This window comes from Companilactobacillus bobalius (genome assembly GCF_009764355.1).
The window spans coordinates 190,037-207,247 of the sequence record NZ_LNUA01000076.1 but is presented as its reverse complement, the minus strand read 5'-3'; the positions used below and the strand labels follow the sequence as shown (position 1 = coordinate 207,247).

Annotated in this window: 15 protein-coding genes; 5 read left to right on the top strand and 10 right to left on the bottom strand. The window is 33.4% G+C overall.

Annotated features, from left to right (window positions below; genetic code table 11):
* Positions 1-49 precede the first annotated feature (49 nt).
* Positions 50-1,243, top strand: a complete 1,194-nt coding sequence (gene coaBC, locus ATN92_RS16300) for a bifunctional phosphopantothenoylcysteine decarboxylase/phosphopantothenate--cysteine ligase CoaBC (RefSeq protein ID WP_056951782.1) — start codon at positions 50-52, stop codon at positions 1,241-1,243.
* 53 nt (positions 1,244-1,296) lie between these two features.
* On the opposite strand, the gene lpdD is transcribed toward coaBC, so the two are convergent.
* The 7 genes from lpdD to ATN92_RS16265 form a co-directional block, all read right to left on the bottom strand.
* The gene (gene lpdD / locus ATN92_RS16295; protein WP_056951780.1) at positions 1,297-1,704 is read right to left on the bottom strand and encodes a prenylated flavin chaperone LpdD; all 408 of its coding nucleotides are present in this window, start codon (positions 1,702-1,704) and stop codon (positions 1,297-1,299) included.
* Positions 1,704-2,276 (bottom strand): UbiX family flavin prenyltransferase, encoded by a 573-nt coding sequence (locus tag ATN92_RS16290; protein WP_056951778.1) that lies wholly within the window; start codon positions 2,274-2,276, stop codon positions 1,704-1,706. Before ATN92_RS16290 ends, lpdD begins: the two co-directional genes overlap by 1 nt.
* 12 nt (positions 2,277-2,288) lie before the next feature.
* Entirely contained in the window at positions 2,289-3,764 is a 1,476-nt protein-coding gene (locus tag ATN92_RS16285; RefSeq protein WP_056951776.1) for a UbiD family decarboxylase, read from the bottom strand.
* A gap of 136 nt (positions 3,765-3,900) precedes the next feature.
* Positions 3,901-4,653: a nitroreductase family protein gene (locus ATN92_RS16280; RefSeq protein WP_056951774.1), complete on the bottom strand. Its 753-nt coding sequence runs from the start codon at positions 4,651-4,653 to the stop codon at positions 3,901-3,903.
* A complete protein-coding gene (locus ATN92_RS16275; RefSeq protein ID WP_056951773.1) occupies positions 4,643-5,866 on the bottom strand; it encodes an MFS transporter in 1,224 nt (407 codons plus the stop codon). Before ATN92_RS16275 ends, ATN92_RS16280 begins: the two co-directional genes overlap by 11 nt.
* An 11-nt stretch (positions 5,867-5,877) precedes the next feature.
* A complete protein-coding gene (locus tag ATN92_RS16270) occupies positions 5,878-6,936 on the bottom strand; it encodes a YcaO-like family protein (protein ID WP_056951771.1) in 1,059 nt (352 codons plus the stop codon).
* A 65-nt stretch (positions 6,937-7,001) separates the two neighbouring features.
* Complete coding sequence (locus ATN92_RS16265; RefSeq protein WP_056951769.1) at positions 7,002-7,751, bottom strand: hypothetical protein; 750 nt, start codon at positions 7,749-7,751, stop codon at positions 7,002-7,004.
* 282 nt (positions 7,752-8,033) lie between these two features.
* Between ATN92_RS16265 and ATN92_RS16260 the strand changes: the two genes are divergently transcribed.
* A complete protein-coding gene (locus tag ATN92_RS16260) occupies positions 8,034-9,548 on the top strand; it encodes an ATP-binding cassette domain-containing protein (RefSeq protein WP_056951766.1) in 1,515 nt (504 codons plus the stop codon).
* A gap of 142 nt (positions 9,549-9,690) precedes the next feature.
* On the opposite strand, the gene ATN92_RS16255 is transcribed toward ATN92_RS16260, so the two are convergent.
* Both ATN92_RS16255 and ATN92_RS16250 read right to left on the bottom strand, forming a co-directional pair.
* A complete protein-coding gene (locus ATN92_RS16255) occupies positions 9,691-11,943 on the bottom strand; it encodes a UvrD-helicase domain-containing protein (RefSeq protein WP_234032523.1) in 2,253 nt (750 codons plus the stop codon).
* 74 nt (positions 11,944-12,017) lie between these two features.
* Entirely contained in the window at positions 12,018-12,911 is an 894-nt protein-coding gene (locus ATN92_RS16250) for a LysR family transcriptional regulator (protein WP_056951762.1), read from the bottom strand.
* A 115-nt stretch (positions 12,912-13,026) separates the two neighbouring features.
* Here ATN92_RS16250 and ATN92_RS16245 point away from each other — a divergent pair, with 115 nt between their 5' ends.
* A complete protein-coding gene (locus ATN92_RS16245; protein WP_056951760.1) occupies positions 13,027-13,755 on the top strand; it encodes a DUF554 domain-containing protein in 729 nt (242 codons plus the stop codon).
* A 203-nt stretch (positions 13,756-13,958) separates the two neighbouring features.
* On the opposite strand, the gene ATN92_RS16240 is transcribed toward ATN92_RS16245, so the two are convergent.
* A complete protein-coding gene (locus tag ATN92_RS16240; RefSeq protein WP_082604501.1) occupies positions 13,959-14,891 on the bottom strand; it encodes an agmatine deiminase family protein in 933 nt (310 codons plus the stop codon).
* A 250-nt stretch (positions 14,892-15,141) separates the two neighbouring features.
* Here ATN92_RS16240 and ATN92_RS16235 point away from each other — a divergent pair, with 250 nt between their 5' ends.
* Positions 15,142-15,921, top strand: coding sequence for a hypothetical protein (locus tag ATN92_RS16235; RefSeq protein WP_056951759.1), 780 nt, complete (start codon positions 15,142-15,144; stop codon positions 15,919-15,921).
* Between the two features lie 477 nt (positions 15,922-16,398).
* Positions 16,399-17,199 carry a Cof-type HAD-IIB family hydrolase gene (locus ATN92_RS16230; protein WP_056951757.1) on the top strand — a complete coding sequence of 267 codons (801 nt, stop codon included), beginning with the start codon at positions 16,399-16,401 and terminating at the stop codon, positions 17,197-17,199.
* Positions 17,200-17,211: the final 12 nt, after the last annotated feature.

Here is a 17,211-nt window from a genome sequence, read left to right as displayed (position 1 = left end):
TACTCATAATCATGTATAATATAGTAAGAAAAAATTTTGAGGTGAAATTATGCTTAAAGATAAACATATTGCAATTTATGTTACAGGTGGTATTGCAGCTTATAAATCATTGAACATTGTCCGTGCATTGATTAAACAAGGTGCTCAGGTTCAAGTTATTATGACTAAATCAGCACAAGAATTTGTTACACCACTAACCTTCGCTACCTTGAGTCAAAGACCTGTTATCACTGATAATTTCAAACCCCAAACCGCTACTGATGACTTTATTCCTCATATTAAATTGGCACTGTGGACCGATTTAGCCGTAGTCGTACCCGCAACTGCCAATATTATTGGAAAAATGGCTAATGGCTTAGCTGACGATATCGTTTCTACCAGTTTGCTGGCAACTAAAGCACCCAAATTGGTTTTCCCAGCCATGAATACCGATATGTATGAAAATCCTGCCGTTGAGCATAATTTACAAACTTTAAAACAAATGGGAATTCAAATAATTGAACCCGAAACAGGCTTTTTGGCCGAAGGAATGACTGGCAAAGGCCGCTTGCCCGAACTTGATGTCATAGTTAAAGCGATTCAAGAACAGTTTGCTGAGAAAAAACTGAAGGGTGTTAAAGTTGTTGTAACTGCTGGCGGAACTAAGGAAGCTATCGATCCAGTCAGATTTATCGGCAATCGTTCGTCCGGTAAAATGGGCTTTGCGATGGCTAAAATTGCCCGTGATCTAGGAGCTGAAGTAACCTTAATTACCACTGTGGCAGCACCATTTGGTGGTATGAATATTATCCAAATACAAACTGCTGACGAAATGATGAAGCAATTAAAAGATGTTTTTCCCACTACTGACGTTTTAATCATGGCTGCCGCTGTTGCCGATTTTAAACCAGTTCATGTAGCTGATCAAAAGATCAAAAAGAATGATGATGAAGATATTTTCACTATCAAATTAACTAAGAATCCCGATATTTTACAAACTATCGCCGCTACTAAATCCAAAGATCAATTTGTTGTTGGCTTTGCTGCTGAAACTCAAAATCTTTTAGAAAATGCTGAAAAGAAGTTAGCTAAGAAGAATGCTGATGTAATCTTAGCTAACAATGTTGCTCAAGTCGACGCCGGTTTTAACGTTGATACCAACAAAATTACCCTTTTACAAAAAGGACATCAGCCTTTAGTTTGGCCATTAATGTCTAAGGAAGATGTAGCCAAAAAATTCTGGAAATTCTATTTAAGTAAGTAAAACAAAAATGCCCTCTAGAACTAGGTAATCACTAGTTTTAGAGGGCATTTATTTCATTGTGGATTCTCCGAATTACTGTAGTAAATAGGTTCTGGCACATCGAAATCGTTTTGTTGTAACCAAGTACTAATTTGATCACCTAAATTCTGTGCCATCTGACTGGAAACCATGATTTGTTTCTTTGAAATATGATTAATGTGGACTCCCGCACTGATAGTGCAACTTCCCGGTAGACAAGGTTGAATAATTTTTCCAACACGAGTGGCTAGAACATCATCCTTATGAAATCTGCCGTCGTGACTAGGATATCGTATCGTCTGCATATCAATATTTTTCGTTAGAGTCGTGATAGTTCCAATATGAGGATTATCTCCACCCGTTATAGCGATAAATAAATCTTTACCAATGATAGTAATATCAGCTGTCATAGTGTAATTTTCTTTGGTAACTGAGAATTTCATTAAATTCCCTCCCAACGTCCGCCAATTGCATTGTCAATTCTTAAAGCATCTAGTTCTTTCATTGTTTGATGATCAACTAAATCTTGAATGGTTTCAGGATGATTATAAAATGCCGGAATTGGTGGAATCATTTGTACACCCATTTTCGATAACTTTGTCATGTTTTCTAAATGTATCGTATTTAAAGGCGTTTCTCTTGGTACCATAATCAACTTACGTTGTTCTTTCAGTGTGACATCAGCTGCTCGTGAAATTAAATTGTCACCGATACCTACTGCAATACTGGCGACTGTCTTCATACTGGCAGGAACGATTACCATCCCATCGGTTAAGAATGAACCACTAGCAATAGTAGCACCCAAATCATTATCACTGTAAAAGTAATCGGCTAATTCCTTAATCTCAGCTAAAGACATTTCTGTTTCTAACTGTAAATTTTTCTTAGCCCAAGCACTGAAAACAACATGTGTTTCAACATTCTCAATTGCCTTCAATTTTTTCATCAAATCAATTGCATAAATTGTGCCTGAAGCACCAGTTACACCAATAACAATTCTTCTTTTACGAGCCATCTTCACACTTCCTTATTTCAAATATTTTTGCCAGTCATCGACTTCCTTAAACTGAGCACGGACAAATTGATCTTTCATATCAAATGGTACAGTACCATCAATAATTGTCTTGGAACTCATACCACGGAAACGAATTGACTTAGGATCATATTGTGGTCTTTCAGATGGATCCAAAGGATGATTTCTCATACCTGGTAAAACCATAATATCCTTGTCGCCTTGGAATCTAGTATTCATTGTCCAAACAACATCGTTCATATCAAAGATGTCGACATCTTCATCAACTAAAAAGACTGTCTTCAATTCCTTAAAGGCTGATAGAGCTAAAATAGCTGCTTGTCTTTGAATACCTTCATCGGCTTCATTATCCTTGTGAATTTGCATAATAGTCATTAACTTACCGCCACCTGCTGGAGGATTATAAACGTTAACAACTTTTCCAGGAATAGCCTTGTCAACAAGTTCAAGAATACTTGCCTCAGTAGGAATTCCAGCCATGGAAACATGTTCTTCACTAGGACCAATTGTTGTCTGCATAATTGGGTTATCTTTACGGTGAGTGATAGCCTTAACTTTTACCACATTAACGGCTGGATTAGCATCACCATTGTAGCCTGGGAATTCAGGCATAGCTTTGCCAGTGTGTGTATTGATATCTTCTTGCATAGTTTGGTTAGGCATAATTTCGGCTTCAACTACGTATTCGGCACGAGCAATCGCCTTTTCATCAATTGTTTTGGCGTTAACGAGTTGAACTGCTTGATTACGCAAAGCACCGGCAATATTCAATTCGTCATAACCAAGTGGAGTTGTAGGTGGCTCAAAAGTTGCCCCAATGGTAATAGCTGGATCCAAACCAATATTAATTGTAATAGGCATAGGTTTATCTAGTTTTTCAAATTGTTTCTGGAAGTGTCCAATGTGACGACCACCAGGCATGATATACATACCAATTGTATCTTTGTCTTCCAAAACCATACGGTGAATCGTAACGTCTGTCATAGTCTTATCGGGATCTGAACCCAAAACTAATCCCATAGTAATATATGGACCAGCATCGTATTCAGTATTAGTTGGAGCTGGCAAAATCTTTCTGATATCGAAATCTTTGTCAGTAGCCTTATGAACAACTTCTTGTACAGGAGCTTTGTCAGAATCCACCATTACTGGAGCAACAGGATGTTCCACTGAATCCTTTAAAAGACGTCCCAAAGTCTTATAGTCATGATGCAAAATCATCCCATCACGCTTACGACTTGCCATCGCACCGATGAATACTCTTGTTCCAGGAAATCCTTTGACATTGTTGAACATCATTGCTGGACCCTCTTGAGTAGGACGTTTAACCGTTCCACCAGCACCGATATAACGGTAAACTCCTGAAAGTTCTGCATCCGGATCAACCTCAACATCAGTTTCATGATATTGACCAGGTTCTTTCTTTAATTCATCAATAACTCTTCTTAAATCATATGGTTGTTCTGACATTTAATTGCCTCCTCTTTGTCTTAACAGTGATTATTATAGGAGGGATATTAAGTGCGAACAATTCATGTTAATTTAAAAAGCATTCCATAATGGAATGCTTTTTTGAGAAATATTATAAAATTGATTAAAAAGCTTTTTAATTGGATCTGTATCCAAAAAACTGAATCATTACCGGAGAAATATTTGAAATTCCTATTGTCTTTTTAACACCTTCATCATCAAATCCCGACCAGCTGATATCGCCAAAATCTGGAATCTCTCTACTCCCAAACAATCTAAAAGCTTCAGCCATTTCACCCGCTTCAAAAAGCATATGTCTAAAACCTCTGAATCCATATTTAATAGTTGTTCTAAACAACGAAAAACAGTAACAAATCATTAAATCAGACGGTAATTTTTTATTTTCGTCATATGGATATATATACTTTGCCATTTTATTTAATTCTTGGCCACAAGAAACATAAATTAAATTTTGGGTATCATCATCTAAAACATATATGCCTCGACTTAATTTTTCAACAATATTATCTTTCGTAACAATAAGTATGGGAAAAATAGGATAAAGGGCTCCAGCGGACCCATAAGATCTATGATTAGATTGATTTCCTTTGCAAAACGAGAGAGAGATTACTTTAAGTAAATCTTCCCTTTTCATGGGAATTCTTTGAAACTCTCTTATACTCTTAATACCATATCCCTTCATTAATTTTATAGGCTTAAGTTGATTATCATGTGTAAAGAACGGAGACGTATTTTGAACTAACTCATATTTAAAATTCTCCTTTTTTTTCTTTCCATGTTCCATGGTATTCCAAACTCTTTTATATTTTAATAAGTCTGACGAACCAATATCATTATTATCAATAATATCTATAATTTTATTTTTCATTTTCTATCAACACTTTCATGTATGGCGGCGTATATATAATTAATGCTGCTAAAAACATTATTAAACCAAGTACAATTATTAGCGGTCTTAGCCCCACTAGTTTTAATAAAAATGGACTTGTTATTCCAGCTATCGGATTGGCGATTGAAAAAATTGTCAATACTGCCCCCACAGTTTTTCCAATATCAGATCTAGAGGCTGACATTTGTACGGCCGAAAAATAAATTATTGCCGATATACTATTAAAAAAGCCGTACAAAATCCATATAATTCCTACTAGAACCACATTAATGATACTTACAAAAGGTACTAATGAAAGCAAACCCAACAAAAATAAAGAGAAAGCTTGTCCAGCAAGATATATTGGATAAAAATGTAATTTACCAATTTTTTTTCCTAATTTTGTCAGAACAACTGTTCCAACAATTCCCCCAATCGTTAAACCCATATCTATAAAGTTGTATGTAAAAGAATACTTACCATATATATCAACACTAAACTTGGGCATCAAAAGCCATATGGTCCAATAGCAAAAATTAGTTACCAAAGCAATTGGTATCATTATGCTTACTAAATGATTTTTATATATAAGGAAAATACCCTCTTTTATTTTTGATTTTAGCCGAAATAATGATATATTATTACTCATTTTAGGTTTATCGTCTGCCTTTATTCTCGAAAGAGAAATAAAAGAAATAATGACAGATATCACAACACAAACCAAAGAATATTCTGGATCTTTCATCATAACCATAATTACTGAAAAACCGGATGATACAATTGATGATACTTGTGATGCTAGAGAAACCCATGAATTTGCAGATACAATATCTTCATCATTTTGTATAAAGGTTGGAGCAATAGACTCAGTCAATGGCATATAGACAATATTTAGACAGGCATTCAATATTACAATAGTTATAACAATATAAACATTACTTCCACCCATCATCAATATAGTTAATGCAATTATTAATGCAATTATTCTTATAAAAGCAATCATTCTTAATAATTTTAATTTACTTGATCGATCAACGATATATCCACCCATCATCGAACCCAGTACAGCAAGCATCGTTATCGTACCAATAGTCGATACAATTGATTGGTCTTTAGTAATTCTATATAAAAACCAATAGGCGTATGTTATAAAAGCGGATATAGAGAAACTACTAATAAAATCACTGAAAACTATTAACTTAATTTTCTTCATATATTATTCACCTACCAAAATGGAACTGTGCCTAATTTAAGAGGTTTGTCCGTTCGTAAAATTAATCTAGATACAAACGGTGTAGTACTTAACAATGTCTCTGGTTGTAATAATGTACTATAGGCTTTTATCGTATATCCATTTTTATTATTAATTGTGGAGAAATATGTTTGAGTTTTTTTCATTAACTTTTCTATGCTATATTTTTGAATATTATTATCTAACCTACTATTTGTCCTAGTTTCTAAAATATGTTTGTAGGTTTCCTCAAACCTCAACATATTTACGTTAATCTCACCATTCAATGCTTCCCACATATGTCCTCTATATGTGCCAACCGCTTCGAGTATTGCATGTTTACACGAGTATTCCAAACTAAATGATGTCCCTAATCCTAGTGAAATGTTAGGATATTCATTTGAATAAATAACACATAATATAGTAATCACTTTCCATTCATTTGGTATTTCAAATAGATCTACCCCCTTTACATTTGGAGAAATTTTGATTTCTTTTATCATTCTTTTAACAAGCTCTAACTGAGTTGTATTAACATCGAATAAACCATTTCCTTTATGCCACCAACTTGCAAAATCATCTCTCTCAATTAATTCCATGATTCCTTTTTCAACTGCAATTTTAAATTTATTATCATGAGCATAGCCACTATAAGTTATCCAACTTAATCCCTTCTTAAGGGGTAAAGAAATTGATATAGCAGCTGGAATTAATACTTTTTTACCATCCCAACGTGTAAAACATACGTATCTAGAATCATCACTACTGTACCAATCCACATCATTTTGGTTTTTACTATTCCACTCAGAAGGAATTAAACTTAATGGAATTATTTTATTTTTTTTTGTATAGGGCTTCATTTCATTAATAATCAAATTTGCAGATTTTTTTATATCATTTTGTTCATAGAATTCTTGCCTGACCTTTTCCGTCAAATGATCCACATCTCCGCCAAAAATTGTAGCTGATGGTCTAAAGCTTTCATCAATTGGCATTCGCATACTTGTAAATTTGGGCATACCCCACTTTTTTAAAATTTGTATTTTTTCCATATTTTTCACCAATAAACAAAAAATGCGGGAATCATAATGATTCCCGCATTTTACGCGTAAATCTTTTATGCGTCTTGTGCTTCTTTTTTTTGTTCATTTTCCAATACCGAATACTCTTCATACGATATTTCTTTTCCAGTTAGACTCGTATGTGTTGAATATTCAATTAAACAGAAACTTGTAATCTCTGTTGATACTTGACTAATTTTAGTAAGAGCTGATGCTGTCAAAGCAGTAATTTTATTATCTGCATCCCTTATTGATAATTGGAGTTTTCCCCTCATAGCATCTTCCTTTACTGATTCTTTGGAATATTCAGTTAACAAATCTTTTAATACATTTCTTAAACTTGAAATTTTAGAATTTAAAATCTTCAAGTATTCCAAATCTCCATCTTTTTGAAGAGCAAGTTTTACTTGATCAAATGATTCCGATTTTCCTGGCATCATTCCCATTTTGTTCCAAAATTCATAAGCTCTATCTTGGTCTTTTTGACTATATGGATCAACAAATTCCTTATGTAATTCATTTTGTCTATATAGCGGCTGTAAAGTTAATTGCATTTTTTGTATTTTTTCTTCTGCAGACTTTGCGGACACAATTGCCCTTTCAAAATGTTCTTGTGATGACTTTAAATCAATAAGTGATTCCCTTGAATCCGTACGCTCATTTAACACTAAACTTTCAACATACGAATTTGCTTTACCAAATTCTGTTTGAATATCAAAAATAGACTTTGTAACTTCTGCGTACTGTCCAGCATACTCTAGATTTTTTTGACCATAATGAGAATAACCGCAATTCATACCACCCATGATAAAATCTCCTTTATCTTTACATTATTTGATGAAATAGAATAAAATTCACTCTCAAAGATTAATTTTAAAGTCGTTATATTAATATAAACCTAATTAAATTAAATTAATTTAGATTTCGCGCGAACGATTTTCATTTGATATTAGAGTGTTTTTAAAATTTATCATCATCAACACCACAAACATATCACCTTACCTTTAATTATTCAATAGTTTTATTATTATTTAATTAATATCATTAAAAGTATTATAATGTAACTAAAATTATTAGAGGAGGATAACATGTTACAAATCTCTAAAGGAATTATTTCAATCAACGATAATATTCTATTTACGTTCCCTAATCTAATAGTTCATTCTGATGAAATTATTGGAATCGTTGGTGATAACGGTGCAGGTAAAACTACATTTTTTAATTATATAATTGAAAATATTCGAAGAAAAAAAATAATTAATTTTAACGGAACTTATTCTTTAGTTAAGCAAATTCAACCCACAGATGATATGAAAAGTGGCGGAGAAAGAACTAAAGCCACAATAATTGAATCCTTAGAAAGCCATCCCGCTCTATTAATGTTGGATGAACCATCTACAAATCTAGATACAACTCAACAAATCTGGTTGAAAGATATAATAAATTCCTTTAATGGGACATTATTATTAATAACTCATGACGAATCTCTTTTAAACTTGGTCAATTCCTTGTGGATAATAAATGATAAAAAACTAACCGTTTATAACGAATCATATAGAGAATTCTTACTAAATAAAGAAAAGAGTTACAAAAAACAGCTAACTTCTTACAAACAACAACAGATTCAAATATCTAAATGGAAGAAACAAATACAAAAGCGTGAACAACGAGCCGAACGACTAAAAAAAGGAAACGGTAGAAAACTATCCTCATCCGATAAAAAGGCCGCCGGAATGACTAGCCACGATGCTATGGAAAAAAAGATGCAGAAAAGTGCAAAAACATTAGAAAACAGAATGAATCGCACTATAAAAGTACAACGTCCTAGAACAGTGAAGCCAATTAAATTCGTAGATCCAAATACTAAACTTCTTGATAACCGGACAGTCTTAAATATTAAAGATACGACAATAAAAATAAATGATCGTATTTTAATCGATGACGTGAATTTAAAACTTAAATATGGAGATCATATCCAAATTACCGGTAAAAATGGCAGCGGAAAAACTACTATGATAAAAATGGTTCTAAGACATAAAGAGAAATTTTTCCTAAATCATATTAGTATTGGTTATTTTGACCAAAACCATACATCCTTAGCAGACAAAGACAAAGTAAATTCATTGATACGAGCATCATCTGATCAGAATTCACAAACAATTTTTGCTACCTTTTCATCACTAGGAATAAAAGAAATTCTGACAAGAAGAGTCTCTGAACTAAGCGGCGGTCAAAGGGTAAAATTACAACTGGCAAAAATATTACTAGGTCCACACCAATTACTGATTTTAGATGAGCCTACAAATTACTTAGACTTACGGGCAAAGAAGGGACTTGAAGATTTCCTTATTAATTATCCAGGAACAATTATTTTAATTAGCCATGACATTGATTTCACAGAAAAATTGAATTTTAAAACTTACAATATAAAAAATAAAAAGCTTCTAAATCCAATTTTGAACAATCATTACTCTAGTTCTGAAGACGATAATCTACTTTTGCTGAAACAACGACTTGGAACATTCATTGCCGACCCCAACATTAGTATGGAGGAAATAAAAGATTTGCAAAATAAAATAAAAAAATTGGAAACTAACAGATAATGAAAAGTGTCTAAAATATAATTAAAGAATGGTATAAAACCACGAAAAAAGGCAAAACAAATAATCCTAGTAATCAAATACAATTACTAGGATTATTGTTTCAATGCTTGAAGATTAAGTATATTTGTCTCACCTCCACAATTTACTTTTTATCTTTTTTCTTAGGTAGTTCCAATTCAAACACCAAAGGATTGGAATCTGGTGCAATTCTTAAATTTAATTCCTTCTGGGCTCTAGTGACACCAACATACAGAAGACGACGTTCTTCTTCAATGAAAGCCGAATAATTCTCAATCTCATTGTACATTGTGTAGAACATTTTGAATTCTTTATTTTTATTCAAAGTCTTATCCAAATTAATTGGGTTGAAAGCATTGTTATTGGTAATATCACGATATTTTTCAACGTGAGCTGTCTTCAAGGCATTCTCCAAATATTTAAAATCGTGATTATAAACTATTTTCCATTTCTGTACAAACTTATCCATTGGCATTTCAGGTGGGAACCAACTATTCAAAATTTTACTGTTACGATCAACTTCTTTATCCGTTAATCCATAGAGATAAACATACTTGAATTCCAATCCCTTTGCCTGATGCAATGACAAAAATTGGATACGATTATCCTGTTTGCCTTGCTCAACTCGACTCGTAAGAATCTCTTTTTTATTTTCCTCTGCACTAAAGAAATCATCAATATTAGGATACTTCTCTAACTCTTCCAACAAATACTTCTTAATATCGTTAACTTCATTTTTCGACATGAAATTCTTTTCTTCCATGTAATCAAAATATCTGTCAGTTAATTTAGTCGTGGCCTTATACAAATCTTTAATCAAACTCTGCGACAATTTTTGCTTCGTAGCTTCATTGTCTGACTGTTCCATCTGTTTTTTAAAACGTTGAACACTATTGAAATAGACTTTAACTCGCTCATCAGTCCGTTTATAAGGTGTGTTAGTCGTCGCATTGTACTTCTCAGCACCCTTAAAATACTGACTCAAAGTTTCAAATTCAGCTTCAGCTTGGGCCTGAACTTTTTCAGTGTGATCTTTATAAGCTCTGAAACCAATACGATTGGCCTGATTGCTGAAGTAGGAAAACTTGTCCTGCCACAAAGATCTCATTAATTCAGTCACAATTCGATAGACAATATTATTCTGTAAGATAGCTCCAATATTATTGATATCCGCATAAATCTTTTGATTAGCCAACCAATCAGCCAGCAACATTCTTGAAGAATTGTAACGAACCAAAATAGCAATATCATCGTTGTTAATTTTAGGATCATTAATTTGTTTGACCAGACGACGTAACATCTTGGAATCACCACTAAAACCTGACTTCTTCGTACTATAAAGAATAAACTTTCCCATATCCTTCTTGCCAGACAATAAATCCTTATCCAAACGAACATGATTCTTTTTAATCAGTGGAATAACTCTTTTCAAAATTTTCTCACCGGTCCGATAATTCGTTGATAAATTTTTCTTTTGAGCCTGTGGTAAAAGTTTCTTATAGTTCAAAATGAATTGTGGATTACTACCTCTGAATGAATAAATACTCTGATCATCATCCCCGATAACAATCAAATGTTGCATCGTTTCTGGACTCAATAATTGTGAAATGATTTTCCACTGTAAGTTGTCAATATCCTGAAACTCATCAATAACCGCAATCTTAAAACGGGCCATAATCTGTTGATAATACTGCAAATATTCTGGCACCTGCATACTCTTTAATAACAAAAGCTTCATATCGTTAAAGTCAATATAGCCATTACTATGCTTTAATTCCTGATATTTTTTAATCACATCAATATAATCTTCAAAAAAAGTTTCGTTGTGATTTTGTCTTGAGTATTGACCCATAACTTTAACCGCTTCACTCAAAGGTTTGCCGACGCACTCATTAGGTAATACACCGTCACTAGTCAAATCTTGATTGATCAAATAATCATTCAAATCGAACATTTCTGACAACATCTCATCTTTGGTAATAATATTACTAGGATGTTTGATCTGATCCGATAAGTCTCGAATAAAGTAGCGATAAGATGTTAAAACCTTTGCACTACGATATTCAGGATTCTGCCGTAATAATTGATAAAACAATGCGTGAAAAGTGGTAAATTTCGGCTTGCCACTGGATAAATTCAGTCCACTACCCTGCAACTGGTCAACAAAATTTTGATAACGTTGGCCCATGTCAATTTTAGATTTGTGTGAAAAAGTAATTCCTAAAATTTCATTGGGTTCCGTCTTACCTTCAGCTATCGCAATCAAAGCCATCAAAATAAAAATAGTCGTCTTACCTGAACCGGCACAAGCGTTGACTAATAGTGGTCTCATAAAATCATTATTCAATATAGCAATCTGTTCATTTGAAAATTTCATTTTCAAATTTGATTCCATCAAATTAATTATTTCAGTTGTTGATAAATCTTGGATATTGTCGTCCCCCAATACTTCTACTTAGCTTGTAAAACTTTTAAATTTGTTTGGATATATTTCCAAAAGAGATTATTAGCACTAGAATGTTCACCCTTAACTCGGATAAAACATAATTCATTAGCAATATTCGTTGTCAATGGAACAATCGAGAACTCTTCACTGTCAAAGTTCTGAGCTGTCTTTTGCATCATAATGGAAATTCCCATATTGTTTTGGACCATCTGCATAATTAAATCGACTCTGGTTCCTTCATACGCAATTCTTGGCGTGAAGTGAGCCTGACGGCAAAGTTTTATAACTGGATCATATAAGTTAGTCGATTTTCCTAAAATCAAAAACGGATCATTCTTCAACTGAGAAATAGTGAGTTTTTCCGATTTTGCCAAAGGATGCTTTTTAGGTAGAACCGCTACAAATTTGTCCTCTTCAGTGATAATTCTTTCTAAATCAGAATCATCAAAATCAAAAGTTCGAGCAAAAATTATTTCACACTTACCTGATTTCAATGAAGTAAATAAATTGTAGCTTTCCTCTTCTCGTAGCTGCATATGCACTTCAGGATGTTTCTGTAAAAATTGTGTTATTAAAGTAAAACTCTGATAACTAGGCATTGTTGGAATGGTGTGCATTTCAATTGTCAAATTTTTAGCTGCCTGAAAGTCGTTTAACTTATTACTTAATTCGTTATAGTCCAATAAAATCTTCTTCGCATAAGGTAAAACAATTTCGCCTTGTTGCGTCATTTCAATTTTGCGATGGGCACGCTTGAACAATGATACACCAAGTTCCTTTTCTAATGCCATGACCTGTTTAGAAATATTGCCTTGAGTGGTAAAAAGATTCTCAGCCGTATCAGTATAATTCAGTGTTTTTGACAAATCGACAAAAATTTTGAGCTTTTGCAAATCCATTCCTCATGCCTCCCATTCCATTTTAGAATACTATATCACAGTTTTTGAATTGTTCATTGCCCTACTAAATCCTAAAGTTGGAAATAGTTAAGTATTTGAAAGGGGTATTACGACTATGCCAACTGGTGTTATTATCAATGCTGCTTCAGTCTTATTGGGTGGCTTACTTGGCGGGTTCTTAGGTGATAAATTTAGTGAACAATTCAAAAATGATATTACCTTGATTTTCGGTGTTTGTTCGATGGGAATGGGTATCTATTCAATCGCACCGATGAAATATATGCCTGCTGTTATCTTTGCTTTAGTAATCGGAACTGGAATAGGTTTGTGGATGCATTTGGGTCAATGGATCAATAAAGGTGCTGTTGAAATGCAGAAGCCTATTTCAAAATTATTCCCTAATTCTAAGACAGAAATGTCCCATGAAGATTTCGTCAATACTTTAGTTACCGTGATTGTACTCTTCTGTGCCAGCGGTACTGGTATTTACGGAAGTTTGGATAATGGGATGACTGGTGACACAACTATTTTGATTTCTAAATCTGTTTTGGACTTCTTTACAGCTGCTATCTTTGCCTGCAACTTAGGTTACGTAGTTTCTATTATTGCTATTCCACAATTTATTCTCTTCTATATTTTATTCTTACTAGCACGTTTCATTTTCCCACTCACAACGCCAAATATGATTCTTGATTTCAAAGCTTGTGGTGGTTTTCTAATGCTGGCAACTGGTTTCAGAATGGTAAAACTCAAGATGTTCCCAATAGCAGATATGATTCCCGCGATGGTTATCATTATGCCTTTGAGTTGGATCTGGGCTAACTGGTTCTTGCCTTTGCTGTAAATTATATTCTTCGTAAGTTTGATTAAAAATAATGGCATCTATTTAGAATAAGCGTATGTTTCTTACGTTTCTAAATGGATGCCGTTTTTATTTTCCGAAATATTTGAAACAAGTATACAAAAAATAAATAGAACTTCTCTACAATTATCTACAAGGAATGAGAGGAGTAAAAGTTTTGAAAAAAGTAGCGATGCTTACGCTAGCTAATTTTTAAATTTATTGGGTACATTCCAAGTTAAACAGTGAAGTGAGCCACCAAGCACCGATATATTTCCTACTTTGACGGGAACTACTGGTTTATTAGTTTGAGCTTGAACCATTTTTAGAACCGAATGATCCCGCTTAAGTCCATACATGGGAAAATAAATTGTGTGATCGGTTTCCAGCATATTAATGTATAACCCCTTGGCCGAAGCTATCTTAGAGTCGTATTGTCCCTTGCTCGTATAGGCCGACGGCAACACGATAAATTTCATTTCAGGAATCTGTTTTTTTATCTGTCGTTCAATTTTTTGTAAGAATCCAGGTTCATAACTGAAATCATTGATGAACATTTTATTCGGACTAATGAATTTTACCATCCCATCGCTATGTCCTAAAACGTCTCCAGGTTCAGTCGAAATGTAGACTACTCGTCTCACCTTTAATTTATCTTTCAATTCTGAAGTTATTTCGGTCTTGGTCCAATCGGGATTATCCTGAAATACTTTTTTGGTCAGTACTACAGTTTGATCGCCATCCCACTGAACATTTCCACCGTCCAAAACTAAGCTGGATTGACTATATTTGTATCTTCCTTTTAAAAATTTTTTAAAGCGATTATTCAAATATCTACTATCACACTTTTTTAAATAACTAGGCGAATATTTAAATTTCACCATCTTTGTCGTAATGACCGGAGCAACATCCCGTAACCAAATATCAGGATAATAGAATTTCAAAACAGAAAAAGAATCACCTTTATTCATTTTTCGTGAAAAATCATAATTAAATTTCTTCAAAGAATCATAGAATGGTTGATAATAATCGTCATTTTGATCTGGCATACTAGTATAAATTGTTTCAGCCGACACCAAATTATTAGTTCCCAAAATTGTTAACAATGCTGTTAAAGTTGCAATAATAATTTTTTTCATGACTCCGACCTCTTTTCACAAAGAGTATAACAGCAGCTTTCTTTATATATTTATATAAAAAATATATAGCCGATCTGGCACCAAAAATTAATGCTTGACAGTACAGACTATATATTTAAATAAATAATATAAATCTAATCAAATTTTCCAACATTGACTTCTGTTGACCTTTTAAATAAGTTAATCTGAAGACGAAATGGATTTCAATATTCCGCGATACATCCAAAAATAAAAACGAGGGGTACTGATTTTGAAGAAAACAGTAACATTAATCGTTGCTATAATAGTTTTATTATTAGGCGGTTTCACTACGTATTACATTAACAACAAGGCCAATAATATTACTCACGAAAAAAAGATTTCTAATGTTAAAGAAAACATTTCTCCCCAAAAAATAAGTAAAACCGAAGCAAAAAAGATCAACGATGCATTCTATAGTCACAAAATTACAAAAGCAGGTGGAGAATCATGTTTTGTTGGTGAATACCCTTCGACTTTTCCAAAATTGATTAACAAATCTGAATTAGTGGTTGTTGGTAAAGTAGTCGGACTCAAAAGTCATGTTTCTGATAACTTCCCTTATACCACTGTGAGCTTGAGAGTCGATAAAGTTTTAAAAGGTGACAGTAAAAAGCTGCATAAAACCATTCCAATAGAAATCATGGGTGGAAATATTACTAGAAAAGAAGATGCAGCCGCCCACAACCTTAAACCCTCTGATGATAAAGATCCTAATGAAATTATCACCTTAGAGTTTACTCGCTTACCTAGAGCTGGCGAAAAAATGGCAGTGGGACTTACCAAAATTCCTAAAGGAGTAAACGGAACTCAGGGAAAATCTTGGAGTGCAACTTATGTTGAAAAGAGTACCTTCTTTCAAGACTCCGATGGCAAATACCGCCGAGAATCTGAGGTACCGCCAACTACCGATAACGGTACTCATGATCTGACTGGACAAAAAGAAGATGAACTAATGAATAATGGAATGAATGATTTAATTAATAAATCTCAAAATAAAAAAACAAATTAAATAATGTATCTATTCACGATAAAAGTATTACTTTATATCCAATTTCTTCTTGTTGTTCCTTTCACTTTGCTAAGTAATCGCTATAAACTTAATGACCTCCATCAAGCGCTCAAGGTATATGAGTTCTTGATGGAGGTCTTTCTTTTGGAACTATGTCTTAATATTAGAATCAAGGAACTAATCGGTAGTAAAAAATCTGTGGGCCCTCAGTGGTGAATTTTACTTAGCTTGCTTAGCAAGGTTAGTAAGAGACCGAACTTCGAGATCCATAATTTCGCACAAAGTGCGGAATTATTAGCTTGAAGTCGCGTCCACCACGTTCCAGCGGCCCACAGATTTTTTACGGACGACGGCATATTTCAGTTACATTAGTCAGTATCTAGTTACAATTAAGTTTGAATAAATAGATGCATTTTTATTTTTATATTCAGTTAGTTTATAATAAATTATAAATAAACTTACTTAGGAGAATTTAATTTGAAGAATATAAAATTAATTGCAACAGATATAGATGGAACACTTTTTGATTCTAATCACGAATACAATATCCAGCGCTTAAATAATTATATTAACCAATTGCATCAACAAAATATTAAATTTTCCGTAGCCAGTGGTAATAGTTATAGTCACCTCGAACAGATTTTCCAACAAACTGAAAATATCGATGCTATCGTGGCTGAAAATGGTGCTCAAATTCTAGTTGACGGTAAAACTATTTACGAAGACACTTTGAACAATGATGAATTATTTGATATTGATAAAGAATTGAATAGTAACTTAAATATTATCAGTCTTTGTTTCTCCGGTGAAAATGGAACTTACGTCAATGCAGATTCCCCACAGACCAATGATTATTACATCAATAACCTTGTCCGACTTGATAATATGAATGACATCGACGATAAAATTTTCAAAATGAATATTCGAATTGACGATGAAGAACTCGACCCCACAGTCAAATATATTAACGATAATTATGGAGACAGTATTCACGCCGCCGTAAGTGGCTTTGGTAGTATTGATATCATCAGTGCTCACATCAACAAAGCCACTGGTATCAAGGAGTTGTGTGATTACTACAATATTTCTACTGAAAATGTCATTTCTTTTGGCGATAACGGTAATGACTTGGAAATGTTACAAGAATCTGGTATCGGTGTTGCCATGAAGAATAGTGGTAAACACATTCAAGCAGAAGCTGACATGATTTCTGTAACCGACAATGATCATGATGGTGTTCTCAACACCATTGCAGACGTACTAAGCCTTGAAAAATAATCAGATTTTATG

What these genes read in the sequence shown, in the direction of transcription:
- ATN92_RS16290 (WP_056951778.1), bottom strand. Translation starts at nt 2,276, where the DNA reads ATGGCTCGTAAAAGAAGAATTGTTATTGGTGTAACTGGTGCTTCAGGC.
- ATN92_RS16270 (WP_056951771.1), bottom strand. Translation starts at nt 6,936, where the DNA reads ATGGAAAAAATACAAATTTTAAAAAAGTGGGGTATGCCCAAATTTACA.
- ATN92_RS16275 (WP_056951773.1), bottom strand. Translation starts at nt 5,866, where the DNA reads ATGAAGAAAATTAAGTTAATAGTTTTCAGTGATTTTATTAGTAGTTTC.
- ATN92_RS16260 (WP_056951766.1), top strand. Translation starts at nt 8,034, where the DNA reads ATGTTACAAATCTCTAAAGGAATTATTTCAATCAACGATAATATTCTA.
- ATN92_RS16245 (WP_056951760.1), top strand. Translation starts at nt 13,027, where the DNA reads ATGCCAACTGGTGTTATTATCAATGCTGCTTCAGTCTTATTGGGTGGC.
- ATN92_RS16265 (WP_056951769.1), bottom strand. Translation starts at nt 7,751, where the DNA reads ATGGGTGGTATGAATTGCGGTTATTCTCATTATGGTCAAAAAAATCTA.
- coaBC (WP_056951782.1), top strand. Translation starts at nt 50, where the DNA reads ATGCTTAAAGATAAACATATTGCAATTTATGTTACAGGTGGTATTGCA.
- lpdD (WP_056951780.1), bottom strand. Translation starts at nt 1,704, where the DNA reads ATGAAATTCTCAGTTACCAAAGAAAATTACACTATGACAGCTGATATT.
- ATN92_RS16240 (WP_082604501.1), bottom strand. Translation starts at nt 14,891, where the DNA reads ATGAAAAAAATTATTATTGCAACTTTAACAGCATTGTTAACAATTTTG.
- ATN92_RS16285 (WP_056951776.1), bottom strand. Translation starts at nt 3,764, where the DNA reads ATGTCAGAACAACCATATGATTTAAGAAGAGTTATTGATGAATTAAAG.
- ATN92_RS16255 (WP_234032523.1), bottom strand. Translation starts at nt 11,943, where the DNA reads ATGAAATTTTCAAATGAACAGATTGCTATATTGAATAATGATTTTATG.
- ATN92_RS16280 (WP_056951774.1), bottom strand. Translation starts at nt 4,653, where the DNA reads ATGAAAAATAAAATTATAGATATTATTGATAATAATGATATTGGTTCG.
- ATN92_RS16250 (WP_056951762.1), bottom strand. Translation starts at nt 12,911, where the DNA reads ATGGATTTGCAAAAGCTCAAAATTTTTGTCGATTTGTCAAAAACACTG.